The 26411-nt window shown below is 73.0% G+C and carries 29 protein-coding genes; 15 read left to right on the plus strand and 14 right to left on the minus strand.

Translation table 11 applies throughout. The annotated features are described in order from the left end of the window. The first annotated feature begins 124 nt into the window (after positions 1 to 124). Together ABVB68_RS29175 and ABVB68_RS29180 are read left to right on the plus strand one after the other, a co-directional pair. A complete protein-coding gene (locus ABVB68_RS29175; RefSeq protein WP_353604162.1) occupies positions 125 to 928 on the plus strand; it encodes an enoyl-CoA hydratase/isomerase family protein in 804 nt (267 codons plus the stop codon). A 25-nt stretch (positions 929 to 953) separates the two neighbouring features. Next, entirely contained in the window at positions 954 to 1112 is a 159-nt protein-coding gene (locus ABVB68_RS29180; protein WP_353604163.1) for a hypothetical protein, read from the plus strand. Positions 1113 to 1180: 68 nt separating this feature from the next. Here the strand turns inward: ABVB68_RS29180 and ABVB68_RS29185 are convergent, their stop codons facing one another. Continuing rightward, on the minus strand, positions 1181 to 2176 hold the full coding sequence (locus ABVB68_RS29185; protein WP_353604164.1) for a nucleopolyhedrovirus P10 family protein: 996 nt from the start codon (positions 2174 to 2176) through the stop codon (positions 1181 to 1183). 84 nt (positions 2177 to 2260) lie between these two features. On the opposite strand from ABVB68_RS29185, the gene ABVB68_RS29190 reads away from it, so the two are divergent. The 5 genes from ABVB68_RS29190 (at position 2261) to amaP (ending at position 4823) form a co-directional block, all read left to right on the plus strand. Further along, positions 2261 to 2731 (plus strand): Asp23/Gls24 family envelope stress response protein, encoded by a 471-nt coding sequence (locus ABVB68_RS29190; RefSeq protein ID WP_353604165.1) that lies wholly within the window; start codon positions 2261 to 2263, stop codon positions 2729 to 2731. Positions 2732 to 2777: 46 nt separating this feature from the next. Next, positions 2778 to 2972, plus strand: coding sequence for a hypothetical protein (locus ABVB68_RS29195; protein WP_353604166.1), 195 nt, complete (start codon positions 2778 to 2780; stop codon positions 2970 to 2972). Then, complete coding sequence (locus ABVB68_RS29200) at positions 2969 to 3352, plus strand: Asp23/Gls24 family envelope stress response protein (RefSeq protein ID WP_503006332.1); 384 nt, start codon at positions 2969 to 2971, stop codon at positions 3350 to 3352. The genes ABVB68_RS29195 and ABVB68_RS29200 overlap by 4 nt, the downstream gene beginning before the upstream one ends. Positions 3353 to 3552: 200 nt before the next feature. Continuing rightward, positions 3553 to 4236, plus strand: a complete 684-nt coding sequence (locus ABVB68_RS29205) for a DUF6286 domain-containing protein (protein ID WP_503006337.1) — start codon at positions 3553 to 3555, stop codon at positions 4234 to 4236. Positions 4237 to 4241: 5 nt separating this feature from the next. Beyond that, entirely contained in the window at positions 4242 to 4823 is a 582-nt protein-coding gene (gene amaP, locus ABVB68_RS29210) for an alkaline shock response membrane anchor protein AmaP (protein ID WP_353604169.1), read from the plus strand. A gap of 42 nt (positions 4824 to 4865) precedes the next feature. On the opposite strand, the gene ABVB68_RS29215 is transcribed toward amaP, so the two are convergent. The 5 genes from ABVB68_RS29215 to ABVB68_RS29235 form a co-directional block, all read right to left on the minus strand. Further along, positions 4866 to 5621: an SDR family oxidoreductase gene (locus ABVB68_RS29215; RefSeq protein ID WP_353604170.1), complete on the minus strand. Its 756-nt coding sequence runs from the start codon at positions 5619 to 5621 to the stop codon at positions 4866 to 4868. Between the two features lie 4 nt (positions 5622 to 5625). Next, positions 5626 to 5766 (minus strand): hypothetical protein, encoded by a 141-nt coding sequence (locus tag ABVB68_RS29220; protein ID WP_353604171.1) that lies wholly within the window; start codon positions 5764 to 5766, stop codon positions 5626 to 5628. 241 nt (positions 5767 to 6007) lie between these two features. Beyond that, complete coding sequence (locus ABVB68_RS29225; RefSeq protein WP_353604172.1) at positions 6008 to 6805, minus strand: SURF1 family cytochrome oxidase biogenesis protein; 798 nt, start codon at positions 6803 to 6805, stop codon at positions 6008 to 6010. A 49-nt stretch (positions 6806 to 6854) separates the two neighbouring features. Beyond that, positions 6855 to 7088 carry a metallothionein gene (locus ABVB68_RS29230; protein WP_353604173.1) on the minus strand — a complete coding sequence of 78 codons (234 nt, stop codon included), beginning with the start codon at positions 7086 to 7088 and terminating at the stop codon, positions 6855 to 6857. A 115-nt stretch (positions 7089 to 7203) separates the two neighbouring features. Then, complete coding sequence (locus tag ABVB68_RS29235) at positions 7204 to 8187, minus strand: DEDDh family exonuclease (protein WP_353604174.1); 984 nt, start codon at positions 8185 to 8187, stop codon at positions 7204 to 7206. Positions 8188 to 8544: 357 nt separating this feature from the next. On the opposite strand from ABVB68_RS29235, the gene ABVB68_RS29240 reads away from it, so the two are divergent. Continuing rightward, positions 8545 to 9255: a VIT1/CCC1 transporter family protein gene (locus ABVB68_RS29240; RefSeq protein ID WP_353604175.1), complete on the plus strand. Its 711-nt coding sequence runs from the start codon at positions 8545 to 8547 to the stop codon at positions 9253 to 9255. Between the two features lie 195 nt (positions 9256 to 9450). After that, positions 9451 to 10500, plus strand: a complete 1050-nt coding sequence (locus tag ABVB68_RS29245; RefSeq protein ID WP_353604176.1) for a zinc-dependent alcohol dehydrogenase family protein — start codon at positions 9451 to 9453, stop codon at positions 10498 to 10500. Here ABVB68_RS29245 and ABVB68_RS29250 read toward each other — a convergent pair. The 3 genes from ABVB68_RS29250 to ABVB68_RS29260 all read right to left on the minus strand — a co-directional run bounded on the left by ABVB68_RS29250 (position 10484) and on the right by ABVB68_RS29260 (position 15208). Next, complete coding sequence (locus ABVB68_RS29250; protein ID WP_353604177.1) at positions 10484 to 11971, minus strand: CoA transferase; 1488 nt, start codon at positions 11969 to 11971, stop codon at positions 10484 to 10486. The genes ABVB68_RS29245 and ABVB68_RS29250 overlap by 17 nt on opposite strands. A 114-nt stretch (positions 11972 to 12085) precedes the next feature. Further along, entirely contained in the window at positions 12086 to 13603 is a 1518-nt protein-coding gene (locus ABVB68_RS29255; protein ID WP_353604178.1) for a S8 family serine peptidase, read from the minus strand. 78 nt (positions 13604 to 13681) lie between these two features. Then, positions 13682 to 15208: a S8 family peptidase gene (locus tag ABVB68_RS29260; RefSeq protein WP_353604179.1), complete on the minus strand. Its 1527-nt coding sequence runs from the start codon at positions 15206 to 15208 to the stop codon at positions 13682 to 13684. Positions 15209 to 15497: 289 nt separating this feature from the next. On the opposite strand from ABVB68_RS29260, the gene ABVB68_RS29265 reads away from it, so the two are divergent. The 3 genes from ABVB68_RS29265 (at position 15498) to moaA (ending at position 18647) form a co-directional block, all read left to right on the plus strand. Then, positions 15498 to 15854, plus strand: a complete 357-nt coding sequence (locus tag ABVB68_RS29265; protein WP_353604180.1) for a DUF485 domain-containing protein — start codon at positions 15498 to 15500, stop codon at positions 15852 to 15854. Beyond that, entirely contained in the window at positions 15851 to 17476 is a 1626-nt protein-coding gene (locus ABVB68_RS29270; RefSeq protein ID WP_353604181.1) for a monocarboxylic acid transporter, read from the plus strand. The genes ABVB68_RS29265 and ABVB68_RS29270 overlap by 4 nt, the downstream gene beginning before the upstream one ends. 181 nt (positions 17477 to 17657) lie before the next feature. After that, positions 17658 to 18647, plus strand: coding sequence for a GTP 3',8-cyclase MoaA (gene moaA, locus ABVB68_RS29275; RefSeq protein ID WP_353604182.1), 990 nt, complete (start codon positions 17658 to 17660; stop codon positions 18645 to 18647). On the opposite strand, the gene ABVB68_RS29280 is transcribed toward moaA, so the two are convergent. Together ABVB68_RS29280 and ABVB68_RS29285 are read right to left on the minus strand one after the other, a co-directional pair. Then, entirely contained in the window at positions 18644 to 18862 is a 219-nt protein-coding gene (locus ABVB68_RS29280) for a hypothetical protein (RefSeq protein WP_353604183.1), read from the minus strand. The genes moaA and ABVB68_RS29280 overlap by 4 nt on opposite strands. A 297-nt stretch (positions 18863 to 19159) precedes the next feature. Continuing rightward, on the minus strand, positions 19160 to 19639 hold the full coding sequence (locus ABVB68_RS29285) for a DUF3099 domain-containing protein (RefSeq protein ID WP_353604184.1): 480 nt from the start codon (positions 19637 to 19639) through the stop codon (positions 19160 to 19162). A 161-nt stretch (positions 19640 to 19800) separates the two neighbouring features. Between ABVB68_RS29285 and ABVB68_RS29290 the strand changes: the two genes are divergently transcribed. After that, positions 19801 to 20082 (plus strand): GlsB/YeaQ/YmgE family stress response membrane protein, encoded by a 282-nt coding sequence (locus ABVB68_RS29290; protein ID WP_353604185.1) that lies wholly within the window; start codon positions 19801 to 19803, stop codon positions 20080 to 20082. Between the two features lie 97 nt (positions 20083 to 20179). Here ABVB68_RS29290 and tyrS read toward each other — a convergent pair whose 3' ends face one another. The 3 genes from tyrS to ABVB68_RS29305 are packed head-to-tail and all read right to left on the minus strand — an operon-like array spanning position 20180 to position 24413. Further along, positions 20180 to 21448: a tyrosine--tRNA ligase gene (gene tyrS, locus ABVB68_RS29295; RefSeq protein WP_353604186.1), complete on the minus strand. Its 1269-nt coding sequence runs from the start codon at positions 21446 to 21448 to the stop codon at positions 20180 to 20182. Between the two features lie 56 nt (positions 21449 to 21504). Continuing rightward, positions 21505 to 22893 carry a metallopeptidase TldD-related protein gene (locus ABVB68_RS29300; protein ID WP_353604187.1) on the minus strand — a complete coding sequence of 463 codons (1389 nt, stop codon included), beginning with the start codon at positions 22891 to 22893 and terminating at the stop codon, positions 21505 to 21507. Further along, positions 22890 to 24413, minus strand: coding sequence for a TldD/PmbA family protein (locus ABVB68_RS29305; RefSeq protein WP_353604188.1), 1524 nt, complete (start codon positions 24411 to 24413; stop codon positions 22890 to 22892). Before ABVB68_RS29305 ends, ABVB68_RS29300 begins: the two co-directional genes overlap by 4 nt. Positions 24414 to 24663: 250 nt before the next feature. Between ABVB68_RS29305 and fabG the strand changes: the two genes are divergently transcribed. Together fabG and fabI are read left to right on the plus strand one after the other, a co-directional pair. Continuing rightward, positions 24664 to 25368, plus strand: coding sequence for a 3-oxoacyl-[acyl-carrier-protein] reductase (gene fabG, locus ABVB68_RS29310; RefSeq protein WP_353604189.1), 705 nt, complete (start codon positions 24664 to 24666; stop codon positions 25366 to 25368). Between the two features lie 5 nt (positions 25369 to 25373). Further along, positions 25374 to 26141: an enoyl-ACP reductase FabI gene (gene fabI, locus ABVB68_RS29315; RefSeq protein WP_353604190.1), complete on the plus strand. Its 768-nt coding sequence runs from the start codon at positions 25374 to 25376 to the stop codon at positions 26139 to 26141. Positions 26142 to 26411 lie beyond the last annotated feature (270 nt).

The following is a 26411-nucleotide window of genomic DNA, read 5'->3' on the forward strand; positions in this document are numbered from 1 at the left end:
GATGGTGGCCACCCGGTCGGCGGACTGATCGACCGGGTGGTTACTGTGCAGTCACTTAAGCGTGCCCCCGCACGCGAGCGTGCCCATCGCACGTGCTGCTGACCGCACCCATCGGAGGCGCCCCATGGCTTCGCCCGACCAGGACCTCGCCGCTGTACTCGACAAGGACGGCGTACGGCTCACCGTCGACGACACGCTCGCCACGGTGACGCTGACCAACCCGGCCAAGCGCAACGCGCAGAGCCCCGCTCTGTGGCGGGCGCTCACCGAGGCCGGGCGGCTGCTGCCGGGCTCCGTCCGGGTCGTCGTGCTGCGCGGCGAGGGCAAGTCCTTCTCCGCCGGGCTGGACCGCCAGATGTTCACCCCGGAGGGGATCCCGGGCGAGCCGACCTTCACCGATCTCGCGCGCCGTGACGATGCGGGGCTCGACGCGGCCATCGCCGAATTCCAGGAGGCGTTCACCTGGTGGCGACGGAACGACATCGTCTCCATCGCCGCCGTACAGGGACATGCCATCGGTGCCGGGTTCCAGCTCGCGCTCGCGTGCGACCTTCGCGTCGTCGCCGACGACGTGCAGTTCGCGATGCGTGAGACGGCCCTGGGCATCGTCCCCGACCTGACCGGCACGCATCCGCTGGTCGGTCTCGTCGGCTATGCCCGCGCGCTCGAGATCTGCGCGACCGGGCGGTTCGTGGGGGCCGCGGAGGCGGTGGCCGCCGGGCTGGCCAACCTCGCCGTGCCCGCGGACGAACTCGACGCCGCCGCGAGCGACTTGGCGACGGCGCTGCTCGCCGCCCCGCGCGACGCGGTCGTGGAGACCAAGGCGCTGCTGCGGGGTGCCCTCGACCGGACGTACGACGAACAGCGTGCGGCCGAACGGGCGGCCCAGGCCCGGCGGCTGCGGGACCTGGCGGGCGTGGGCGAATGACCCCACGGACCGCCGGCCCATCGGTGTGACGAGCGCCGGGTTCACCGACGTGACGGGCGTCTGGCTCACCGGCGTGACGAGTGATTGGTTCACTGGCGTGACCGGCGTCCGGCTCACCGGCGTGACGAGCGCCGGGTTCACCGACGTGACGAGTGATTGGTTCACCGGCGTGACCGGCGTCTGACTCACCGGCGTGATGAGCGCCTGCCCCGGCGACGTGACCAGCGTCTGGCCCACCGGCGTGACCAGCGCCTAGCTCACGGACGTGACCAGCACCGCCACCGTCGGCCGGTCCTCCAGCGCGTCCCGCACCGCGGCGCGGACCCGCCGGGCCACGTCCACGGTCCGATGGTCCGCGCTCGCGGCCAGTTCGATGCGCACATGCCGGTGCGGCAGCGCCGCCTGCGTCGTGCGCTCCTCCAGACGCACGGGCCGGCCGAGACCGCCGAGCACCCCCGTCAGCGCGACCACTCCCGGTACGGACAGCGTGGCCGCGGCCACCCGGGCCTCCTGAGCGTCCGTGACCTCCCGGGCGGGCGTCGGCCGCTGTGCGCGTACCGCCGGGCCGGTCGCGTCGTCCGCCTCCAGCAGGTCCGTGACCCGCAGGTCCACCGCCGTCACGGCGAGACCGAGCCGCTGGTCCGCGGCCGCGGCCAGCGTCAGCCGCAGCCGGGCCGCCACCGCAGGCAACGGCTCGGCAGCCGCCACCGCGGAGCCCACCGCTCCCGCGATATCCGCCGGTTCCGTGGGACCCTCCGGTCCCGCAAGGTCCGCCGGTTCCGCGAGATCCGCCGCTCCCGCCGGGTCCGCCGGTCGCGTGAGACCCGCCGCTCCCGCCGGGTCCGCCGGTCGCGTGAGACCCGCCGCTCCCGCCGGGTCCGCCGGTTCCGTGTCACCCGCCGGTCCCGCAAGTGCCGCCGCTCCCGCGGAGCCCGCCGATTCCACGAAGTCCACCGGTGCCGTGGAGGCCGTCGTCACCGCGAAGTCCGCCGTCAGTCGCAGTGCCCCCGGCGGCAGCGCGCCCGGTGGAGCCGGTACCACGGACTCGGGCACCTCTTGCGGATCGTCGAGCGCGATCCGCAGCGCACCCAGCCGTACCCGTGGCGCCCCCTCCGCCACCGCCCGTCCGAGGACCGCGACCGCCGCGCTCTCGGCGATCCACGCGCCGTCGCCGGGTCCGCCGAGCGGCACCAGCCTTCCCAGCGCCACCTGTCGCCGTACCGCATCTCTCCAGCTGTCCGCCGTCATTCCTCCAGCCTGCCGTATCCGTGGCGCGCGGCCGGGGAACCTTGCGTACGGTGGCCGGAGGACGACCGAGAGGGACGTGCGGCGATGACCGACATGACGACGACCCCCGAAGGCGGCCACGAGCCGCTGCCGTCGACCCCCGGGGCCACCCGGCGCGGCGGAGGCGATCCGGCGTCCCGGGGCCGGACCACCATCGCCGACGGCGTCGTGGAGAAGATCGCCGGGCTCGCCGCCCGGGACGTCGTCGGCGTGCACGCGATGGGCAGCGGACTCGCCCGCACCTTCGGCGCCGTACGCGACCGGGTGCCCGGCGGCGGCAAATCGGTGACCCGGGGTGTGCGGGCCGAGGTCGGCGAGGTCCAGACGGCGCTCGACCTGGAGATCGTCGTGGAGTACGGCGTCGCCATCGCCGACGTCGCCCGCGCCGTACGGGAGAACGTGATCGCCGCCGTGGAACGCATGACCGGACTCGAAGTGGTCGAGGTCAACATCGCGGTCAGCGACGTAAAACTGCCCGAGGAAGAGGACGAGGAGCCGGAGCCGCGGATCCACTGAGGCCCGGCACCCGCCGCCGCCCGCCCGACGAACCGAGGAGTGCTGCATGAGCATGGCCGTGGTCGGCATGATCGCCGGAATGGCGCTGGGGTTCGCCGGCTACTTCGGTGGTTTCGGCGCCTTCCTGCTGGTGGCGGCCCTGGGCGCGGTCGGCTTCGTCGCCGGCCGGTTCGCGGAGGGGGACCTGGACCTCGGTGACCTCTTCCGCACCCGCGGCGACCGGCGCGACCGGCGCCGGTGACCGCCGTGCGGACGGAGACCGGCACGGCACGCCGACCCCTCGACCTGGTGCCGCCCGGTGAACGCGGCGCCACCCGGATCGCCGACCGGGTCGTGGCCAGGATCGCCGCTCAGGCCGCCCGCGAGGCGCTCGGCCCGACGCCCCCCGGCGCGACGCCCCCGCACGCCACGGTCGTCGTCCACCGGGAGAGTGCCCGCGTCCGCGTCGAGGTCGATCTCGGATACCCCTGCGACATCGGCGCCCGCTGCGCCGCCGTACGCCGCCGGATCACCGAGCGGGTGGGCGCGCTGACGAGCATGGACGTGCCGGAGGTCGCCGTCCTGGTGGAGCGGCTGCACCTGGCCCCGGTGCCCGGCGCCCCGCACGGGAGGACGCCGTGAGCGGGCCCGGGTCGAACGAGGACGCCGTGGGCGGGCCCCCGAGCGAGGACGGCGTCAGTGGGACCCGGCCGAGCGAGGACGTCGTGGGCGGCCCCCGGCCGAACGGGGACGCCGTGAGCGGGACCCGGCCGAACGAGGACGCCACGGGCGGGCCCCTGAGCGAGGACGGCGTGAGTGGGACCCGGCCGAGCGAGGACGTCGTGGGCGGCCCCCGGCCGAACGAGGACGCCACGGGCGGGCCCCCGGACGAGCAAGCCGTGGGCGGGCCCCGGCCGAGCGAGGGCGCCGTGCGAGGAGAGGCCGTTCCCGGCGCCCGTGAGGCCCCGCCGCCCCTTCCCGGTCCCGGCCGCCGTCTGTGGTCGGCGCGGCGGGTCCCGGCGGGCGTCGTCGCCCTGCTCGTGGCGGCCGGTGCGGGCCTGCTCCTGTACGACATCGCCGCCGTACGGGCCGGGCGTCCCGCCATGCGGTGGCGCCGGTTCCTGGCCCGGCAGCTCGCCGAGCGCCCCCTGGACGACGTCTGGGTGCTGACCGGTGCGGGCGTCACCGCCCTGCTCGGCCTGTGGCTGCTCGTGCTCGCCGGCACCCCCGGCCTGCGTGCCCTGTTGCCGATGCGGAGCCCGCACCCGGACGTCCGCGCGGGGCTGCGGCGCGACGCGGCCGCTCTGCTGCTGCGCGACCGGGCGATGGACGTCTCCGGCGTGCGGGCGGCGCGGGTGCGGATGCGCCGCAGGAGGGCGGACGTCCGGGCCGTCTCGCACTTCCGCGACCTCGACGACGTACACGCCGATCTGGACGCCGTGCTCACCGACGCGGTCCGGGGACTCGGGCTGGCCCGCCCGCCCGCGCTGCGGGTGCGCGTCCGCCGGCCCGGACGAAGGGACTGAGGCGGATGCGCGAGGGCGGCGTGAACCGTGTACTGACCGGCCTGGCCGGACTGTTGCTGCTGGCGCTCGGCGGATCGGTGCTGGCCGTCGGCCTGGGCGCACCGCCGCCACACTGGTGGATCCACTCCGGCGCGCACGACGTCCTGCTCAGCAGGGCCGAGCGCACGCGCTGGCGGAGCGCCGGCTGGTGGTGGCCGGCGGTCATCGCCGCCCTGGCGATCCTCGTGCTGCTCGCCCTGGCCTGGTTCGTCTCGGTCCTGCGCCCGCGCCGCCCGGCCGAGATCCTGGTCGGGACCGGCGACGGCGAGGGGGCCCGGCTGCGCGGCCGGGCCCTGCAGTCGGCGCTGACGCAGGACGCGGCCCGGCAGCCCGGCGTGGCCCATGCCCGGATCCATCTGCGCGGCCGGCGCACCGCGCCGACGGCGGCGGCCGGGCTGCGACTGGAGGCGGGCGTGGCCCCGGCGACGGCCCTGCACGACTTCACGGCCCGGGCCCTGGCCCACGCACGCCGGTCCGCCGGGCTGGCGTCCCTCCCGGCGGAGGTACGACTGGGCACCGCCAGGCACCGTGCCGGAAGGGTGACTTGACGGTCGGAGAGAGTCACTCGACCGTCGCCGGGAAGGCCGGCCTCAGAACCCGCGCCGCATACCGCCGTCGACCGGCACCATGATCCCGGTCAGATAGGAGGCCGCCGGAGACAGCAGGAAGGCGGCCACCTTCCCGAACTCCTCGGGCCTTCCGTACCGCCGCAGCGGGATCCGGGACTCGTTGGCGGCCCTGGTCGCCTCCGGGTCCGCGGACAGCCTGTCCAGCTCGCGCACGCGATCGGTGTCGATACGCGCCGGCAGCAGCCCCAGCACCCGGATCCCGCGCGGCCCCAGCTCGTCCGCCAGGGACTTGGCGAACCCGGCGAGTCCGGGCCGCAGCCCGTTGGAGATGGTCAGCCCCGGGATCGGCTCGTGCACCGATCCCGACAGCACGAAGCCGATGACACCGCCCTCGTCCAGCTCGGCCGCCGCCGCGCGAGCCATCCGCACCGCGCCGAGGAACACCGTCTCGAAGGCGTCCCGCCACTGCTCGTCGGTGTTGTCGGCGACGAAGCCGGGCACCGGCCCGCCCACGCTCACCAGCACACCGTCGAAGCCGCCGAAGTGCTCGCGGGCGGCCGCGATCAGCCGCTCGGGCGCCTGCGCGTCGGCGTTGTCCACGGCCATGCCCACCGCGTCGGGGCCCAGTTCGGCGGCGGCGTCGGCGACCCGCTGCTCGTCCCGCCCGGTGATGACCACCTTCGCCCCGTCCTCGACGAGCGCCCGCGCGGCCGCGTTGCCCAGCCCGCGGCTGGCTCCGGTGACGACGTACACCCGGTCCTTCAGTCCAAGATCCATGGCCCTATCCTGCCTCGTCCGCCCCGAACAGTGTGAGAGCGGTGCCGACCAGGCCGATGCGGCCGAACGCCTGCGGGGAGGTGCCGAGCTGACAGCCGTTCGACGGGGTCGTACCGCTCGGCCGGCAGGCCCACGTCGTTTGCACGGACCCACCAGCCGGTCGAACAGCTGCCGGCCCTCCTTCGCCCGGCCGGTCGACCCTTTCCCGGGCGGGGTCAGACGGTGGCCCCTGGCCCGTTTCCGGGCGGGTCACAGGGTGGCGCTTGGCCGGTTCCCGGGCGGGGTCAGACGGTGGCCCCTGGCCCGTTTCCGGGCGGGTCACAGGGTGGCGCTTGGCCGGTTCCCGGGCGGGTCACACGGTCTCGCTCGGCCCGTTCCCGGGCGGGTCACACGGTGACCGGTTCGCCCTTTTCCGGCTGCTCCTGCGCCGTGGCCTCCGCACGGTCGCGGATCTCGCGCCGGACCAGGCACCACCAGCCGACCGGAACCGCCGCGGCGAACAGCCACCACTGGATCATGTACGCGTAGTTCAGCGGGGCGTCCTCGCTGCCCGGGTCGGAGATCTGCTCCGGGGAGCCGCCCTTGGGCGCGGGCGCCGTCTGCTCGACATAGCCGCCGAGCACCTTCGCGCCGAGCCGCGGCGTCTCTGCCGCGCTGTTGATCAGCATGATCTGCCGGTCCGGGAGGCCCTTGACCGTCTTGATGCCGCTCGCGGCCGTCGTCTCGTCGGCCTTCAGCCGTCCGGTGATGGTGGTCCGGCCGGCCGGCGGGGCGGGGATCCGGGGGAAGGCGGTCTGCACGCCGGTCGCGGGGATCCAGCCGCGGTTGACGAGGAGGACGTGGCCGTCCGTGAGGACGAACGGGGTGAGGACGTGGAAGCCGACCTCGCCGTCGGAGCTGGTCCGGCGCCGGACGACGACCTCCTTGGCGGTGTCGAAGGTGCCGGTCGCGGTGACGGTGCGGTACTTCTCGGTCCTGCTCACCGTGTGCCCGGGAGAAGTCAGCTCCTCGACCGGGACCGGCTTGGCGTGCAGGGCGGCGGAGACCAGGTTGTTGCGGGCCGTGCGCTCCTGGTACCGGTGCTGCTGCCAGAAGCCCAGCCTGATCATCGTCGGGATCAGCGCGATCGCGACGAGCGTCAGGATCACCCACTGGCGGGACGACAGGAAGCGGTAGCGGTGCACCCCACGACGTTACCTCCGGAGCGTGGGGTGCGATGACGCGGGTACCGGGTCACACCCGGTCCACCACGCCCGTCCGTCCCTCCGCCCGGGCGCAGTGGGCGCCGCAGTACCAGTGGCCGTCCACCTCGACGCCCTGCCCGATGATCTGCACCCGGCAGTGCTCGCAGATGGGGGCCATGCGATGGATCGCGCAGGAGAAGCAGTCGAACACGTGCACCGCGCCCTGCGCGTGGACCTCGAAGGTCATTCCGTAGTCATTGCCGCAAACTTCGCATGTCGCCATGCGCCACAGAGTGGGTCCTCGCCGAGGCGAGGGGCGAGTGGCCACCGGGTGAGTCGCATGTCAACCACCCGTTCGTCCGATTACCTGCCGGTCGGGGATCCGGTCGCCCGCGCGGTCACTCCCCGGCGGGCTCCACGTCCCGGAGCAACTGCCCGAAGGCCGCCTCGTCCACGATCGGCGTGCCGAACTGCCGCGCCTTGACCGTCTTGGACGTGCCCGAGTCCGGGTCGTTGGTCACCAGCAGGCTGGTCAGCCGGGAGATGCCGGAGGCCACGTGCAGCCCGGCCTCGGTCGCCCGGTCCTCGAGCAGGTCCCGCTCCGTGGACGTGTCGCCGGAGAAGGCCACCCGCATGCCCTGTTTGAGCCGTCCGCCCTCTTCGTACCGGCCGGGGTTGGGGTGGGGGCAGGCGGGGCGCTTGCGGGACGGACGCCAGGTCCCGGGCCGGTAGGCGCCGTAACCGCCGGACGACTGCCGCGGCACCGGCCGGTCCGACCACTCCGTCAGCGGCCGGCACTCCAGCAGGGGCAGCCGTACGCCGCCTGCCGCCGCCGCGAGCAGACTGGGCCGGAACGCTTCCGCCAGCACGCGCGCGTCGTCCAGCGCGTGGTGCGCCCGCTGCTGCACGACCCCGAAGTGCGCCGCCAGCGACTCCAGTCTGAAGTTGGGCAGCGGCAGCCCCAGCTCCTTCGACAGCGCGATGGTGCACAACCGCTGGCGCACCGGGGCCTTGCCGCTCACGCGCGCGTACTCGCGCGCGATCATCTGCCAGTCGAAGACGGCGTTGTGCGCGACGAGCACCCGGCCGTCCAGGCGGGCGGCGAACTCCGCGGCGACGTCCGCGAACAGCGGTGCCCCTTCGAGCACGTCGCTCGTCAGGCCGTGTATCCACACGGGGCCCGGATCGCGCTCCGGATTGACCAGGGTGTACCAGTGGTCCTCCACCTCGCCGCGCGCGTCCAGGCGGTAGACGGCGGCCGAGATGATCCGGTCGTCCCGGGCAAGGCCGGTGGTCTCCACGTCAACGACCGCGTATCCCTGGGGATACGCGGCCGGCCACTGGGTGGGGGAGGACACTGCGGTCGCACGGTCTTCGAGCATGGTCAATGAGGATACGGGCCACGACTGACACCGCGGTCCCTCAGGGGCGGCCCCGGGGCACCGGAACCGTCCGGCCGCTCGGCCGCCGTACACGTGTGCCACCGTTCTGCCGCAGGTGCGCGGACGTCGTGGAGCGGGCGGGCGGGCGGGAACAACGGTCTCGGGCACCAGGGCCCGTCGCCCGGGGCGTCGTTGCCCCGATCGAGGGTTGCGGTGACGGCAATGTGCGGGTGTCGCTCCGTCAGGAGCGGCTCACGGAACCGCCGCAGGAGCCACCGGCCGGCCGGAGCGGCCCGCTGCTCACCGCGGGGGCGTCGCTGCCGGTGCGGTGGCCCGGTGAGTGCGATCCTCCCTGCTGTGACGGAACCCATCCACGACGAGGCCCACGGGGGCGTGCTCGGCTCGCGGCTGAACTGGCTGCGGGCCGCCGTGCTGGGCGCGAACGACGGCATCGTCTCGACCGCGGGACTCGTCGTCGGCGTGGCCGGCGCGACCGGGAGCCGGGCCGCTCTGCTCACCGCCGGTCTGGCCGGCCTGCTCGCCGGGTCGATGTCCATGGCGGCCGGCGAGTACGTCTCCGTCTCCACCCAGCGCGACTCGGAGATGGCCGCGCTGGCCACGGAGAGACGGGAGCTGACGGAGCAACCGGACCTGGAGCTGGAGGAGCTGACCGAGCTGCTCCGGGAGCGGGGCCTGTCCCGCGAGGTGGCCCGCGAGGCCGCCGAGCAGCTCACCGCGCGGGACGCGCTGCGCGCCCACGCCCGCGTGGAGCTGGGGATCGACCCGGACGAGCTGGCCAACCCCTGGCACGCGGCCTGGGCGAGCTTCCTGGCGTTCACCGTGGGCGCGCTGCTGCCCCTGCTGGCCATCGTCCTGCCACCGGCCGGCTGGCGGCTCGCGGTCACCGTCTGCTCCGTCCTGGCCGCCCTCGTCCTGACCGGCTGGACCAGCGCCCGCCTCGGCGCGGCGCACCCGCGGAGAGCCGTCCTGCGCAACGTCGCGGGCGGGGCGCTGGCGATGGGGATCACCTACGCGGCGGGCAGTCTGCTGGGGGCGGTGGGCGTGTGACCGGGGCAACGTGGTGGGCGGTGCGTCGGCGGCGGGGGTCGGCCGCACGGCGGGCAGCCCGCCCGGGAGGCGGCGGGCGGGTGACCGGCGCCGGTCACCCTGGGCGTCGCAAGCCCGGGCCACCGCGTACGGTGAAGTGTGCTCGACCACCCCTTCGAGCGCACCACGCGACCCCGCACGAGAAGGACCCTCGCCATGCGCGCCACCACCATCCACGCCCCGTTCGACATGCGCGTGGAGGACGTCCCCGAGCCCGTGGTGCAGCTGCCCACCGATGCCGTGGTGCGGGTGCTGCGCGCCTGCATCTGCGGCAGCGACCTGTGGGCGTACCGGGGCGAGGCGGCCCGGCAGCCGGGACAGCGCATCGGCCACGAGTTCCTCGGCATCGTCGAGGGGACCGGCTCCGAGGTGTCCACCGTCCGGCGCGGCGACCTGGTGGTTGCCCCCTTCATGTGGTCCGACGGCGTCTGCGACTACTGCCGCGAGGGCCTGACGACGTCCTGTGAGCACGGCGGATTCTGGGGTTCGGTGGGCTACGACGGCGGCCAGGGCGAGGCCGTACGCGTGCCGTTCGCCGACGGCACCCTCGTCCAGCTGCCCAAGGACGCGGCCTCCGACGAGCACCTGCTGTCCGCTCTGCTCACCCTGTCCGACGTCCTCGGCACCGGCCACCACGCCGCCCTCGGCGCGGGCGCCCGCCCCGGTGCCACCGTCGCCGTGGTCGGTGACGGCGCCGTCGGCCTGTGCGCGGTGCTGGCCGCCAGGCGGCTGGGCGCCGAGCGGATCATCGCGCTGGGCCGGCACGAGGCCCGCACCGACATAGCCCGCCGCTTCGGCGCCACCGACGTGGTCGCCGAGCGCGGCGAAGCGGCCGTCGAGGCCGTCCGTGAACTCACCCGCGGCCAGGGCGCGCACGCCGTGGTCGAGGCGGTCGGCACCGAGCAGTCCATGCGGACGGCCGTCGACATCACCCGTGCCGGCGGGGCGATCGGCTTCGTCGGCGTGCCCCACGGCAGCGGCACCGGCCTGGACCTCGGCGTCATGTTCGACCGGAACATCGCCCTGCGCGGCGGTGTCGCACCGGTCCGCGCCTACATCCCCGACCTGCTGCCCGACGTCCTGGCCGGCACCATCGACCCCTCGCCGGTCTTCGACCTGACCGTCGGCATCGAGGGCGTCCCGGACGGCTACAAGGCGATGGACCGGCGCACGGCCCTCAAGGTGCTCGTCACCAACGATCTCTGACCGGTCCCGCCTCCTCGCCGGCGCCCCAACGGGCCGTGTCCGAGCCCCAGGGCACCGGTGGCCTCGTCCGGCCCGCGGGACCGCCCGCGAAGGACACCGGCGACAGGGCGTGCCGCAGCCGGCCGAGCGGGCCGTCCGTCTCGGCCAGCCAGGCGTCCGGACCCTCGTACGGCGTCCCCGCGACCCGCGCCGGCGGGCCGAGGGGGCCGCTCGCCCCGGCCGGCCGGGCGTGCGGGCCCTCGTACGGCGCCCCCGGGGCCGGCGCCGGCCGTATCCCGTCCGTCAGCCAGTGCGCGGTCCGGGCGAGCGCCAGCCGCACGCACCGGCCGTGTCCGTCGTACGACCGCTCGGTCAGCGCCCGCAGCACGGCCGCGGCCAGCAGATAGCCGGTGCCGTGGTCCAGGGCCTGTGCGGGCAGCGCACCCGGCTCCCCGGCCGAGCCCTCGGTCACCGAGATGCCGGTGGCGGCCTGCACCAGGCTGTCGAACCCGCGCCGCCCGGCCCAGGGCCCGTACGCGCCCCAGGCCGAGACCTGCGCCACGACCAGGCCGGGCCGCCGCGCGATCAGCGCCTCCGGGGCGAGTCCGAAGCGGTCGAGGGCGCCCGGCCGGTAGCCGGTGACCACGACGTCCGCCGAGCCGAGCAACTCCTCGAAGCGGTCCCGGCCACTGCCCAGGTCGAGGGTCGCCGACCGCTTGCCGAAGCCCGTGTCGGCGTGCAGGTCCGGCAGCTCGGGCAGCCACGGGGCGTCCACGCGCAGGACGTCCGCGCCGAGCACGGCGAGCGTGCGCGTGGCGACCGGGCCGGCCAGCACCCGGGTCAGGTCGAGGACGCGCAGTCCGGCGGCGGGCAGCAGGGGAGTGGTGGCGGGCGCCGGCGGCGGGAGCTCGCGCGGGCGGGACGTCTCCGGGCGCTCCCGCTCGACCAGCGGCCGGGCTGCCACCTCGGCGCCCTGCTCGTGCGCCCGCCACTCCTGGGGGGTGCGCAGGGCCACGGCGAGGCCGCCGGCGCGGTGGACGGCCTCCTCCGCCGCCAGGGCGGGGAGTTCGGCGAACCGGGCGGCCACGTCCCGTACCGCGGGGTCCGCGGGCAGCCCCAGCGCGCCCAGCAGCCGCGACCGGTGGTGGGGGTAGTTGGCGTGCGTGCGCACCCAGCCGTCGGCCGTCCGCCAGAACCGCGACAGCGGTGCGAAGGCGACCGGGGCCCTTCCGTCGATCCGGAGGAGACGCTCGCTGTGGAAGGCGGTCGCGACCGCTCCGTCGTCGATCTCGACGCCGGGCACCGCGGCGAGCCCCGCCCGGCGGGCCGCCAGTTCCGCGGCCGCCAGCGCACACACGCCGACGCACGCCCGGGCCAGCTGCGGAACGGGAAGGCGCGCCTCGAGCGCGCCCTCCCGCTCCACCGTGGTCAGCCGCGCCAGACGGGCGGGGTCGCCGCCCAGCGCGGACCACGCGTACTTGATGTCAGTCATGACTGCACTATGCAGTATTGACTGAATCAATATGTGTCTCTGCCCGGCCATGGACGACCCGCCCGGCGGGGGTGTCCGGCCGGGCGGGGACGTCCGGCTCCGGCGGGCAGGGACCTACTCGGTCACCGCCGCCAGCGCGTCCGCCGTGCCCCAGCCGTAGAAACCGTTGCGGTTCCGCGTCCCCTCGCACACGGCGTCGACCTTGCCGTCGCTGTTGATGTCATAGGGGTCGGTGCACGGCGTGGCGTCGGCCTCCGCGTACAGCAGGGCCTTCACCAGGGCCGCGGGGGCGTGCGGATGCGTTGACTTGATCAATGCGGCCACGCCGGCCACGTGCGGGGTCGCCATCGAGGTACCGGCCATGTAACCCCACTTGCCGCCGGGCAGCGGGCCCAGGATGAGGCCGCTGGTGGCCGGGGACTGCGGCGCCTGGTAGGCCGTCGAGTCACCGCCGGGCGCGGCGATGTCGACCACGCCGAGACCGTAGTTGGAGAAGGACGACTTCAGGCCCTTGGCGCCGGTCGCTGACACCGTCACGACGCCGGGCAGCTGGGTCGGTATGTCGTAGCACTCGTGCGGGTCGATCACCCGGTCCGACGGGGTGCCGTCGTTCGGCGAGACCGGGTCGGTGATCGAGTGGGAGGCGAGGTCGTAGTTCTCGTTGCCCGCCGCCGCGACGTTGACCGTGCCCTTGCGTTCCGCATACAGCGAGGCCCGGGTGACGGCGTCCACGAGCGCCTTCTGGTCGGGGTCGGAGGCGCAGTTGAAGTACCACGGGTCGGTGTAGTAGCTGTTGTTGGTCACGTCGACGTGGTGCTCGGCGGCCCACACGAAGCCGCAGACCACGGCCTCGGTGTAGAAGTACCCGTTCGGGTTGGCGACCTTGATGCCCGCCACCTTGACGCCCGGCGCCACACCCGTGACGCCCACGCCGTTCTTCGCGGCGGCGATCTCCCCCGCCACGTGCGTGCCGTGCGGGCTCTCCGACGCGCTCGGCCGCCAGGCGCCGTCCGTCGTGTCCGGCTTGCCGGACACGCAGTTGGCGGAGGCCTGCCGGTCGAAGTTGGGCGCGATGTCCGGGTGGGTGTCGTCGACACCGGTGTCGATCACGGCGACCGTGACCCGCCGGCTGCCCAGGGTCTTCTCGTGCGCCTTGTCCGCCTTGATGGCCGGCAGGTCCCACTGGAGCGGCTCCAGCGGGTCCTGACCGTCGGCGGCCCGGACGCCGGCGACCTCCTCGGTGCCCAGCACCTTCGGCGTGCCCACGTCGGTGGTGGACTGGGCGGGCAGGGGCGCGTTGCGGGTGGCCCCGGCGGAGTCCACTCCGCGTACGGTCCGCATCCGCGCGGCGAAGCCGGGATCGGCCGAGTGGACGACGATCACGCCGATCCGGTCGTACGCGATCACCACCGACCCGCCGGCCCGGGTGATCGCCTGCAGCACGTGCGCCGGGACGCCGTGCCCCGGGCGGACGTTGACGACGTAGCTGAGGGCGGGTCCGTCGGCGGTGGCCGAGGGCGCGTCGTCCGCGGCGGAGGCGGTGACGTTCGGCAGGACCGCGAGTGCCGTCGCCAGGGCCATCCCGGCCGGGACGGCGAGTGCGCGACGGTACCGCGACTTGGGCGCTGTCATGGGTCGATTCTCTCCAGTTCGTTCTCGGTACGAGCGTGCCGTGCGGAAAGTCCTCGGGGAACACCCCCGCCGCGACGGCTACCTGACGGCGCGCAGGGCGTTGACGACGCCATAGCCGTAGAAACCGTTGACGTGCTCGTCACCGGCGCAGGTCGCGTCCACGATCCCGTCGCCGTCCCCGTCGTACGGGGCGGCCGGGCAGCCCGGGTTGTCCGCCTGGGCCTTCAGCAGGGCCCGCAGCAGAGCCGGAGTGGCGTGCGGGTGGGACGACTTCAGCAGCGCGGCCACCGCGGCCACGTGCGGAGAGGCCATCGAGGTGCCCTGCAGGAAGCCGTACCGGTCGTTCGGCAGCGTGGACAGGATGCGGCCGTTCTTCGAAGGGGTGTCCGGGATCTGGTACTTGTCACCGCCCGGCCCCGCCACGTCGACGACTCCCTCGCCGTAGCTGGAGTAGTAGGACTTGGCGCCCTTGACGCCCACCGCGCTCACGGTCACCACACCGGGCAGCTGGGTCGGGACGTCGTAGCACTCGTGCGGGTCGACCGTCCGGGTGCCCGGCGTGGAGTCGTCGGGGCTGGAGTCGTCCACCAGCGCGTGCGAGTCCAGGTCGTCGTTGGAGTTGCCCGCGGAGGCCACATTGAGCGTGCCCTTGCGCTGGGCGTACAGCTGGGCCCTGTTGACCGCGTCGACGATGGCACGTTGATCGGGGTCATCCATGCAGTTGTACAGCCAAGGATCAACGTAGTAGCTGTTGTTGGTGACCTCGATGCCGTGGTCGGCCGCGAAGACGAAGGCGCAGACCACGCTTTCCGGGTAGAACAGCGAGGTCGCGTCCGGCTGGGCCACCGTGATGCTCGCGACCTTCACGCCGGGGGCGACCCCCGCCACCCCGACGCCGTTGCGCGCCGCGGCTATCTCACCGGCCACATGGGTGCCGTGGTAGTGATCGGCGTCCGCCGGCCGCCACGCGCCGTACGTGGTGTCCGCCTTGCCGCTGACGCAGTTCGCCGACTGGGCGGCGGAGAAGTTCGGCGCTATGTCCGGATGGGTGTCGTCGACGCCCGTGTCGATCACCCCGACGGTCACACTCCTGCTGCCCGGATCGATCCGCGCGGCCCGGTCGGCGCCGATCGCCCGCAGATCCCACTGGTCCGCCTCCAGCGGCTCCTCGCCCGCCGCCGCGCCCCGGGCGAGCCGCGCGGCCTCCGCCTTGGACAGGACCTGCACCGCGCCCTCGTCCGTGGTCCCCGCGGCGCTCAGCGGCGCCGTGCGGGTGGCACCGGCCGAACTGACCCCGCGCACCGCACGGATCCGTGAGGCGAAGTCCGGGTTCGCGGAGTGGACCACGATCACACCGATCCGGTCGTAGGCCGCCACGACCGTACCGCCGTGACGAGTGATCTCCCCCCGCACGGACTCGATCGTGCGGTGGTCCGTGCGGGTGTTGACCACGTACGCGAGGTTCGGCCCGTCGGCCGCCCGGACCGCCGTGCTCCCGGTGGGCGCGGCGGAGGCCGCCGACGGCAGGAACCCGAGCGAGGCGGTCAGTGACAGAGCGACCGGCACGGCGAGCGCGAGCCAGCGTCTGGAGCGCAGATGAACCATGGGATCTCCACATCGTCCTGGATACGGAACCGCCCGAGACACAGGTGGTGCCCGGGCAGGTACATGGCGAGTGGTGCAGGGCGAAGCTATCTTCCGCGTCCTGTCTCCGAAAGAGCCCCTCGGACTTGAACCGCCCCACGCGTGGCGCCGTGACCGTGAACAGGGGGCCCAGCAGGATCGTGGCCCCCCGGAATCACGGCACGGAGTCGATTCATGACTGCCAGTAACGTGACTCCGTGCAGTCCAGTGAGGTCAGAGAACGCGTACGTCCGTCACCCGAGGAGACTCCGTGGCCACCGAGACACCGCCCCCCGCCACACCGGGGGCCCCGCTTCCCTCCACCGAGGAGTTCGTAGAAGTGCAGCAGAGCGCGGAGTTCGGAGAACTGCGCCACTCCTACCGCTCCTTCGCCTTCCCGCTGACCGTCGCCTTCATCGCCTGGTACCTGCTGTACGTCCTGCTGTCCAACTACGCGGGCGGCTTCATGGGCACCAAGGTGGTGGGCAACGTCAACGTGGCCCTCGTCCTGGGCCTCGCACAGTTCCTCACCACCTTCCTCATCGCCTGGTGGTACGCGCGGCACGCCGCCGCCAAGCTCGACCCCAAGGCCGAGGCCATCAAGTCCCGGACGGAGGGCCGAGCATGAGCCCCGTACCGCACACGCTGCTGGCCGCCGGCGAGGCGAGCCAGCACCGGACGCTGATCATCACGCTCTTCGCGGTGTTCGTCGCGGCGACCCTCGTCATCACCGTCTGGGCGGGCCGCCAGACCAAGGACGCGGCCGACTTCTACGCCGGCGGACGGCAGTTCACCGGATTCCAGAACGGCCTCGCCGTCTCCGGCGACTACATGTCCGCCGCGTCCTTCCTCGGCATCGCCGGCGCCATCGCCCTCTTCGGCTACGACGGCTTCCTGTACTCCATCGGCTTCCTCGTCGCCTGGCTCGTCGCCCTGCTCCTGGTCGCCGAACCCCTGCGCAACTCCGGCCGCTACACGATGGGCGACGTGCTGGCCTACCGGATGCGCCAGCGGCCCGTCCGCACGGCCGCCGGCACCTCCACGATCGTCGTCTCGATCTTCTACCTGCTGGCCCAGATGGCGGGCGCCGGCGTCCTCGTCTCCCTCCTGCTGGGCATCACCAGCGACGGCGGCAAGATCGGCATCGTCGCCCTGGTCGGCGTCCTGATGATCGTGTACGTCACCATCGGCGGCATGAAGGGCACCACCTGGGTCCAGATGGTCAAGGCGGTGCTGCTGATCGTCGGCGCCCTGCTGCTGACCTTCCTGGTCCTGCTCAAGTTCCACTTCAACGTCTCGGACCTGCTCGGCAAGGCCGCCGAGAACAGCGGCAAGGGCTCGGCGTTCCTCGAACCCGGCCTGAAGTACGGCGCCACGGGCACCACCAAGCTGGACTTCATCTCGCTCGGCATCGCCCTGGTCCTCGGCACCGCGGGCCTGCCGCACATCCTGATCCGCTTCTACACGGTGCCCACCGCCAAGGCCGCCCGGAAGTCCGTGATCTGGGCGATCGGCCTGATCGGCGCTTTCTACCTGATGACCCTCGCCCTCGGGTTCGGCGCCGCGGCACTGATCAAACCGGACGAGATCATCGCCTCCAACAAGGCGGGCAACACCGCCGCCCCGCTCCTCGCGCTCCATCTCGGGGGAGTGGACTCCAACTGGGGCGCCGTCCTGCTCGCCACCATCTCGGCCGTCGCCTTCGCGACCATCCTCGCGGTCGTCGCCGGCCTGACCCTGGCCTCGTCCTCCTCCTTCGCGCACGACATCTACGCGAACGTCATCAAGAGGGGCGGGGCCACCGAGAAACAGGAACTCGGCGCGGCCCGCTGGGCCACCGTCGGCATCGGCGCCGTCTCGATCGTCCTCGGCGCCCTCGCCCGCGACCTGAACGTGGCCGGCCTCGTGGCCCTCGCCTTCGCGGTCGCGGCCTCGGCCAACCTGCCGACCATCCTCTACAGCCTGTTCTGGAAGCGCTTCACCACCTCGGGCGCCCTGTGGTCGATCTACGGCGGCCTGGTCACCGCGGTCGGCCTGGTCCTGTTCTCACCGGTGGTCTCCGGCAAGCCGACCTCGATGTTCCCCGACGTCGACTTCCACTGGTTCCCGCTGGAGAACCCCGGGATCATCTCCATCCCGGTCGGCTTCCTCCTCGGCGTACTGGGCACCCTGCTGTCGAAGGAGGTCCCGGACGCCGGCAAGTACGCCGAACTGGAGGTGCGGTCCCTGACCGGCACGGGAGCGCACTGAGTGTTCGTACGGGCGGCCGCGTCGTGCGGGACTGTACGGTCCTACGACGCGGCCCCGCCCCACCTCGTGGGATCGGGCCGCTGTCGGCGTCAGTGGCGTCACGTAGGCTCACAGGTGACGGACGACTCACCGACGACTCAAGGTGACCGGGACGAGTGACCGGCAGAGGGAGGGGGCCCACGTGCTCATCGACACGTACGGCCGAGTGGCCACCGACCTGAGGGTCTCGCTGACCGACAGGTGCAATCTGCGCTGCACCTACTGCATGCCCGAGGAGGGACTGCAGTGGCTGGCCAAGCCCGACCTGCTCACCGACGACGAGATCGTGCGCCTGATCGACATCGCGGTCCGCACGCTCGGCATCGAGGAGGTCCGCTTCACCGGCGGTGAGCCGCTGCTGCGCCCCGGCCTGGTCGGCATCGTCGAGCGCGTGGCGGCGCTCGCCCCCCGCCCCCAGATGTCCCTCACGACGAACGGCATCGGCCTGAAGCGCACCGCGGCCGCCCTGAAGGCGGCGGGCCTGGACCGGGTGAACGTCTCCCTCGACACCCTCCGCCCCGACGTCTTCAAGACCCTCACCCGCCGCGACCGCCACAAGGACGTCCTCGAAGGCCTCGAGGCCGCCCGCGAGGCGGGCCTCACCCCGGTCAAGGTCAACTCGGTCCTGATGCCGGGCCTGAACGACGACGAGGCCTCCGACCTGCTGGCCTGGGCCGTCGAGCACGACTACGAACTGCGGTTCATCGAGCAGATGCCGCTGGACGCCCAGCACGGCTGGAAGCGCGAGGGCATGGTCACCGCCGGGGACATCCTCGCCTCCCTGCGCACCCGCTTCGACCTCACCGACGAGGGCGCGGACGAGCGCGGCTCGGCCCCGGCGGAGCGCTGGCTGGTCGACGGCGGCCCGCACCGGGTCGGCGTGATCGCCTCGGTCACCCGCCCGTTCTGCGCGGCCTGCGACCGCACCCGCCTGACCGCCGACGGCCAGATACGGACCTGCCTGTTCGCCACCGAGGAGACCGACCTCCGCGCCGCCCTGCGCTCCGGCGCCCCCGACGAGGAGATCGCCCGGATCTGGCGGCTGGCGATGTGGGGCAAGAAGGCGGGCGCGGGCCTGGACGACCCGTCGTTCGTGCAGCCCGACCGGCCCATGTCGGCGATCGGCGGCTAGGACGCCTCCGGCGCCTGCCAGTCCGCGAATTCCACGACGTCCTTCAGGAAGCCGCGCACCCCGAGGAACTGCGACAGATGCTCGCGGTGCTCCTCGCACGCGAGCCAGGTCTTGCGCCGCTCCGGCGTGTGGATCTTCGGGTTGTTCCACGCCAGCACCCACAGGGCGGGGGCGTGGCAGCCCTTGGCGGAGCAGATCGGCGTCTCGTCACTCACAGGTTCTCGTCACTCGCATATTCGTCTCGTGTTCGGCGCACGAGAACGGCCCGGAAAAGGCGACGCCGAGCAGCCACGGGGGGAGCTGCCCGGCGTCGGTCCGTCGCTCCGACGGGGGATGCGGAGCGCGTACGCAGTATGTCACGGGTCACCCGCCGCCCGGCACCGGAACTGCAGGATTGATCTGAGCTTTTCTTGAGCTTGCGTGGCATCGTTCCGCTTCCGGCACGCCCGCCGCAGTCGTGCGCGGCCGTCACGGTCACGCCCGCGCGCCACGGTCCTGCCGGCGCGCCATGGTCACGCCGGGGCCGACGGCTCACCCGGCACCCCGGCCGCCGGTTCGGCCCGCACGTCCTCCGCCGCGGGATCCGCCGGTTCGTCCTGGGGCCGCGGCGGCGCGATCGCCGGGCGCATCGGCGCGGTGACGAACGTCGAGGGCAGGGACGGCGGCCGTTCCCGGCCCGCGTTCGCGATCACCACGGCGATGTACGGCAGCAGCGCACCCGCCACCAGGGCCACGATCGCGACGTACCGTTCGACGTTCCACAGCGTGACCGCCAGGATGACGGACAGGGTGCGGATCGCCATCGAGATGACGTACCGCCGCTGCCGGCCCCGAACGTCCTCGGCGAGTCCCGTACGGGCGCCGGTGATCCGGAACACCTGGACGCCTCCGCCGTGCTGTCTCCGCGTCACGTTCCACCATCCGCCCGCATCGGACTCTCCCCGCCCCGTACCGTCGTCCGTTCCCGGCGGGGAGACCGGGCCAGGACACATTCCACGGTACGCCGGGTCGCCGCCGCCCACGAGACCGGGGCGCCCTCCGCCCGGGCCGGCGCCGCCCGCCCCGCACGTACGGGGGAACCCGACGTGCGCCGCACGGCGGGCCGACCCAGACTGACCGTACTGCTCACGTCGAGCCGTACGAGGAGGCAGCCATGGGCTGGTTGTGGGCGATCATCGTGGGATTCGTGCTGGGTCTGATCGCCAAGGCGATCATCCCGGGCAAGCAGCACAGTCCCCTGTGGCTGACCACCATCTGCGGCATCCTCGGCGCCATCGTGGGCAACGCCATCGCCCGCGCCGTCGGCGTCGAGGCGACCCGGGGCATCGACTGGAGCCGGCACATCTTCCAGCTCGTGGCGGCGATCATCATCGTCGCCGCCGTGGACGCCCTCTACATGGCGACACTGGGCAAGAGGAAGCACCAGCGGGCGTGAACCGGGGACCACGCTGAGGACAGGGCCCGGAAGGGGCGCGGCCGCGCGGGCCGCGCCGAAGCACCGCCGTCCGCGCCGGAGCGCGCCCCTCACCGCGTCACCCGGCGACGACCTCCACCGCGGCGAGGTTCTTCTTCCCGCGGCGCAGCACCAGCCAGCGCCCGTCCAGCAGGTCCTCCCTGGCCGGGACGGCGTCCTCGGAGGCGACCTTCGTGTTGTTCACGTAGGCCCCGCCCTCCTTCACCGTCCGCCGCGCGGCGGACTTGCTGGCGACCAGCCCGACCTCGGCGAACAGGTCCACCACCGGACCCAGCTCGGTGACCCGGACGTGCGGCACCTCGGACAGCGCCGCCGCCAGCGTCGCGCCGTCCAGCTCCGCCAGCTCGCCCTGACCGAACAGCGCCCTGGACGCGGCGATCACCGCGGCCGTCTGGTCGGCGCCGTGCACCAGCGTCGTCAGCTCCTCGGCGAGCGCGCGCTGCGCCGCGCGGGCCTGCGGCCGCTCCTCGGTCTGCCGCTCCAGCTCCTCCAGCTCCTCACGGGACCGGAAGGACAGGATGCGCATGTACTTGGCGATGTCGCGGTCGTCCACGTTCAGCCAGAACTGGTAGAACGCGTACGGCGTCGTCATCTCCGGGTCGAGCCAGACCGCGCCGCCCTCGGTCTTGCCGAACTTGGTGCCGTCGGCCTTCGTCATCAGCGGAGTGGCCAGGGCGTGCACGTCGGCGCCCGGCTCCAGCCGGTGGATCAGGTCGAGACCGGCCGTCAGGTTGCCCCACTGGTCGCTGCCGCCCTGCTGGAGCGTGCAGCCGTAGCGCCGGTACAGCTGCAGGAAGTCCATGCCCTGCAGCAGCTGGTAGCTGAACTCGGTGTAGCTGATGCCCTGGTCGGACTCCAGGCGGCGGGCCACGGAGTCCTTCGTCAGCATCTTGTTGACCCGGAAGTGCTTGCCGATGTCCCGCAGGAACTCGATCGCGGACAGGTTCGCGGTCCAGTCGAGGTTGTTGACCATGACGGCCGCGTTCTCGCCCTCGAAGGACAGGAACGGCTCGATCTGGCCGCGCAGCCTGCCGACCCAGCCGGCCACCGTCTCCGGGTCGTTCAGCGTGCGCTCCGCGGTCGGGCGCGGGTCGCCGATCAGGCCCGTGGCGCCGCCCACCAGAGCCAGCGGCCGGTGCCCGGCCTGCTGGAGCCGGCGCACGGTGAGCACCTGCACCAGATGCCCCACGTGCAGGGACGGCGCCGTCGGGTCGAAACCGCAATAGAACGTGACGGGACCGTCCGCGAGCGCCTTGCGCAAGGCGTCCTCGTCGGTGGACAGGGCGAACAGCCCACGCCACTTCAGCTCGTCGACGATGTCCGTCACGGTTCTCGTGTCTCCTCGGGGATCCTGGGGCGGTCGGGTGACAGCCGACTACGAGGTTATACGCCCTGGCTGACAGAGCTCATGTTGAAATCGGGGATCCGCAGCGCCGGCATCGCGGCCCGGGTGAACCAGTCGCTCCACTCCCGCGTCTTCTCCGTGCGCCCCGCTTCCACGGCCCGGCCCAGCAGGTCCACCGGCGACTCGTTGAACCGGAAGTTGTTCACCTGGCCGGTCACCTCGCCGTTCTCCACGAGGTAGACGCCGTCCCGGGTCAGACCCGTCAGCAGCAGCGTCGCCGGGTCGACCTCGCGGATGTACCACAGGCAGGTCAGCAGCAGCCCGTACCCGGTGTCCGCGACCATCTCCTCCAGGGAGCGGTCGGTCCCGCCGTCCAGGATCAGGTTGCCGGGTGCCGGGGCGACCGGCAGCCCGGTCAGGGCCGCGCTGTGCCGGGTGGTCGTCAGGTTCCTGAGCACGCCCTCGCCGATCCACTCGGTGGCGTGCGCCGGCAGCCCGTTGTCGAACACCGACTGGTCGCCGCCCGAGGAGTGGGCGACCACGAAGGGCGGGCACTCGAGGCCGGGCTCGTCCGGGTCGCTGCGCAGGGTGAGCGGCAGCTCGGAGAGCTTCTCGCCGACCCGCGTGCCGCCACCCGGCCTGGAGAACACCGTCCGGCCCTCGGCCGCGTCCCGGCCGGACGCCGACCACAGCTGGTAGATCAGCAGGTCCGCGACCGCGGTCGGCGGCAGCAGCGTCTCGTACCGGCCGGCGGGCAGCTCCACGCGCCGCTCGGCCCAGCCGAGCCGTACGGCCAGTTCGGCGTCGAGCGCCGCGGGGTCGACGTCCTTGAAGTCCCGGGTGGACCGGCCGGCCCACGCCGAGCGCGCGCGGTCCGGCGACTTGGCGTTCAGCTCCAGCGTCCCCGTGGGCTGGTCGTGGCGCAGGCGCAGCCCGGTGGAGGTACCCACGTACGTCGACACCAGCTCGTGGTTGGCGAAGCCGTACAGCTCCCGGCCGCCCGCACGCGCGCGTGCGAAGGCCTCGCCGAGCGCCGGGGCGAAGTCGGCGAACACCGCGGAGGAGGTCTCGACGGGCGCGTCCGTGAAGTCCGGCGACTCGGGCACGCCGCGGACCAGCGGCTGGGCGTCCTCGGCCGGCCCGGCCCCGCGCGCCGCCGCCTCGGCGGCACGGACCAGGGGTTCCAGTTCGTCCGCTGTGACGGCCGACCTGGACACGACACCGGAGGCGGTGCCCTCCCTGCCGTCCACGGTCGCGATCACGGTGAGCGTACGGCCGCGCGTCACACCGTTCGTGGTGAGCGCGTTGCCGGCCCAGCGCAGGTTGGCGGTGGAGTGCTCGTCCGCGATGACGACACAGCCGTCGGCCCGGGACAGCGCGAGGGCCTGCTCGACGACCTCGTGCGGCTTGTTGGTGCGGACGCTCATCGACCGGCCTCCTGCGTGGTGTTCAGAATGTTGACGCTCTTGAAGAGGGCCGAGGGGCAGCCGTGCGAGACGGCGGCGACCTGCCCAGGCTGGGCCTTGCCGCAGTTGAAGGCGCCCCCGAGGACGTAGGTCTGCGGGCCGCCGACGGCCGCCATGGACCCCCAGAAGTCGGTCGTCGTCGCCTGGTAGGCCACGTCCTTCAGCTGTCCCGTGATCCGCCCGTTCTCGATCTTGAAGAACCGCTGCCCGGTGAACTGGAAGTTGTAGCGCTGCATGTCGATCGACCAGGACCGGTCGCCGACGACGTAGATGCCCCGGTCGACCCCCCCGATCAGGCCCTCGGTGGACAGCCCGGCCGGGTCCGGCCGCAGCGAGACGTTGGCCATGCGCTGCACCGGCACATGGGCCGGGGAGTCGGCGTACGCGCACCCGTTGGACCGCTCGGACCCGGTCAGCCGGGCGATCCGCCGGTCCAGCTGGTAGCCCACCAGCGTGCCGTCCCTCACCAGGTCCCAGGACTGCGCCTCGACGCCCTCGTCGTCGTACCCGATGGTCGCGAGGCCGTGCTCGGCGGTGCGGTCACCGGTGACGTTCATCAGCTCGGAGCCGTACCGGAGCTTGCCCAGCTGGTCGAAGGTGGCGAAGGAGGTGCCGGCGTAGGCGGCCTCGTAGCCGAGGGCGCGGTCCAGCTCGGTGGCGTGCCCGACCGACTCGTGGATGGTCAGCCACAGATTGGACGGATCGACCACCAGGTCGTACAGGCCCGGCTCCACGCTCGGCGCCCGCATCTTCTCGGCGAGCAGCTCCGGCATCCGCTCCAGCTCGGCGTCCCAGTCCCAGCCCGTCCCGGTCAGGTACTCCCAGCCGCGTCCGGCCGGCGGCGCGAGGGTCCGCATCGAGTCGAACTCCCCGCTGGACTCGTCCACGGACACCGCCGTCAGCTGCGGATGCAGCCGCACCCGCTGCTGGGTCGTCACGGTGCCGGCCGTGTCCGCGTAGAACTTGTTCTCGTGCACGGTCAGCAGCGAGGCGTCCACGTGGTTCACGCCGTTCGCGGCCAGCAGCCGCGCGCTCCACTCCGCCAGCAGCGCGGCCTTCTCCTCGTCGGGCACCGTGAACGGGTCGATCTCGTACGCCGAGACCCACGTCTTCTCGGCGTGCACGGGCTCGGCGGCCAGCTCCACCCGCTCCTTCGACCCCGCCGCACTGATCACCTGCGCGGAGAGCTTGGCCATGGCCACCGCCTGGGCGGCGACCCGCGCGGCGGCGTCCATGGTGAGGTCCACTCCGGAGGCGAAGCCCCACGTACCGCCGTGCACGACCCGGACCGCGTACCCCAGGTCGGTGGTGTCCGACGATCCCGCGGGCCTCGCGTCCCTGAGCCGCCAGGACGCGCTGCGCACCCGCTCGAACCGGAAGTCCGCGTGCTCGGCCCCCAGCGCACGCGCGCGGGCGAGCGCGGCGTCGGCGAGGGCCCGTAGGGGAAGCGCCGTGAAGGCTTCGTCGATGGAATGAGGCACCGAGGTCTCCCTGCTGTCGTGGCCTGTGGCCTCCGATCATGTCGCGCGAGCGGTCCCGCGGACCACACCCTTTCGGTCCCGGAGCGGACCCGATCTGTAGGGACCCGACAGTGACACCCCCGCGCCACTGTCGGTGCCCGATTGCCCACGGCAGGGGCGCTACCGATAGGTTTTCGATGAAGCCGCCTGTCATCCAGGTGCCCGGGCGGATTGTCCGACCGCATCAGACCGCTATCGAAAGGGTGATCCGTTGAGCCGCTCGGTTCTCGTCACCGGAGGAAACCGGGGCATCGGCCTCGCCATCGCCCGCGCGTTCGCCGACGCCGGTGACAAGGTCGCGATCACGTACCGCTCGGGTGAGCCGCCGGCCGGTTTCCTCGCCGTCAAGTGCGACATCACCGACTCGGAGCAGGTGGAGCAGGCCTACAAGGAGATCGAGGAGCAGCACGGTCCCGTCGAGGTCCTGGTCGCCAACGCCGGCGTCACCAAGGACCAGCTGCTGATGCGCATGTCCGAGGAGGACTTCACCTCGGTCATCGACACCAACCTCACCGGCACCTTCCGTGTCGTCAAGCGCGCCAACCGCGGCATGCTGCGCGCCAAGAAGGGCCGCGTCGTCCTCATCTCCTCCGTGGTCGGCCTGCTCGGCTCGGCGGGTCAGGCGAACTACGCCGCCTCCAAGGCCGCCCTGGTCGGCTTCGCGCGCTCCCTCGCCCGTGAGCTGGGCTCGCGCAACCTCACCTTCAACGTCGTCGCGCCCGGCTTCGTCGACACCGACATGACCAAGGCGCTCACGGACGAGCAGCGCGAGAGCATCGTCTCCCAGGTGCCGCTCGGCCGTTACGCGCAGCCGGAGGAGATCGCCGCGACGGTGCGGTTCCTCGCCTCGGACGACGCCTCGTACATCACTGGAGCCGTCATTCCCGTTGACGGCGGACTGGGAATGGGTCACTGAACACCATGAGCGGAATCCTCGAGGGCAAGCGCATCCTGATCACGGGCGTGCTGATGGAGTCCTCCATCGCCTTCCACGTCGCCAAGCTCGCCCAGGAGCAGGGCGCCGAGATCATCCTGACCGCGTTCCCGCGGCCCACGCTGACCGAGCGCATCGCCAAGAAGCTGCCGAAGCCGACCAAGGTCATCGAGCTGGACGTGACGAACGGGGAGCACCTCGCGCGTCTGGCCGACGTCGTCGGCGAGGAGCTGGGCGGCCTCGACGGCATCGTCCACTCCATCGGCTTCGCCCCGCAGGACGCGCTCGGCGGCAACTTCCTCAACACGCCGTTCGAGTCGGTCTCCACCGCCATGCACGTCTCGGCGTTCTCCCTGAAGTCGCTGACCATGGCCTGCCTGCCGCTGATGCAGAACGGCGGCTCGGTCGTCGGCCTCACCTTCGACGCCCAGTACGCCTGGCCGCAGTACGACTGGATGGGCCCGGCCAAGGCGGCCCTGGAGGCCACCAGCCGCTACATGGCGCGCGACCTGGGCAAGCAGAACATCCGCTGCAACCTGATCTCGGCCGGCCCGATCGGGTCCATGGCCGCCAAGTCCATCCCCGGCTTCGGTGACCTGGCCTCCGTCTGGGACAGCCGGTCCCCGCTGGAGTGGGACCTGAAGGACCCGGAGCCGGCCGGCAAGGGCGTCGTCGCCCTGCTGAGCGACTGGTTCCCCAAGACCACGGGCGAGATCATCCACGTCGACGGCGGCCTGCACGCCATCGGCGCCTGACCGACTCCTGTACGGCGTCGGCGCCTGACCGGCTCCTGCCCGGCGTCGGCGTCCGGCCGGCTCTTGCACGCCATCGGCGCCTGACCAACTCCTGCAGGGCGTCGGCGCCTGACTGCCTCCTGCCCGGCGTCGGCGTCCGGCCGGCTCTTGCGTCGGCGTCCGACCGACGCCGGATCGCGGGCGGGTGACGCGTCCGCCGCCGGGCCGGTCCGGCGCGTCAGACCGGCCCGCGGGCCGACGCGGCACCGGTAGTCGGCCGGGGCCCGCACC

It is taken from the genome of Streptomyces sp. NPDC096012 (assembly GCF_040426375.1).
Lineage (GTDB): Bacteria > Actinomycetota > Actinomycetes > Streptomycetales > Streptomycetaceae > Streptomyces.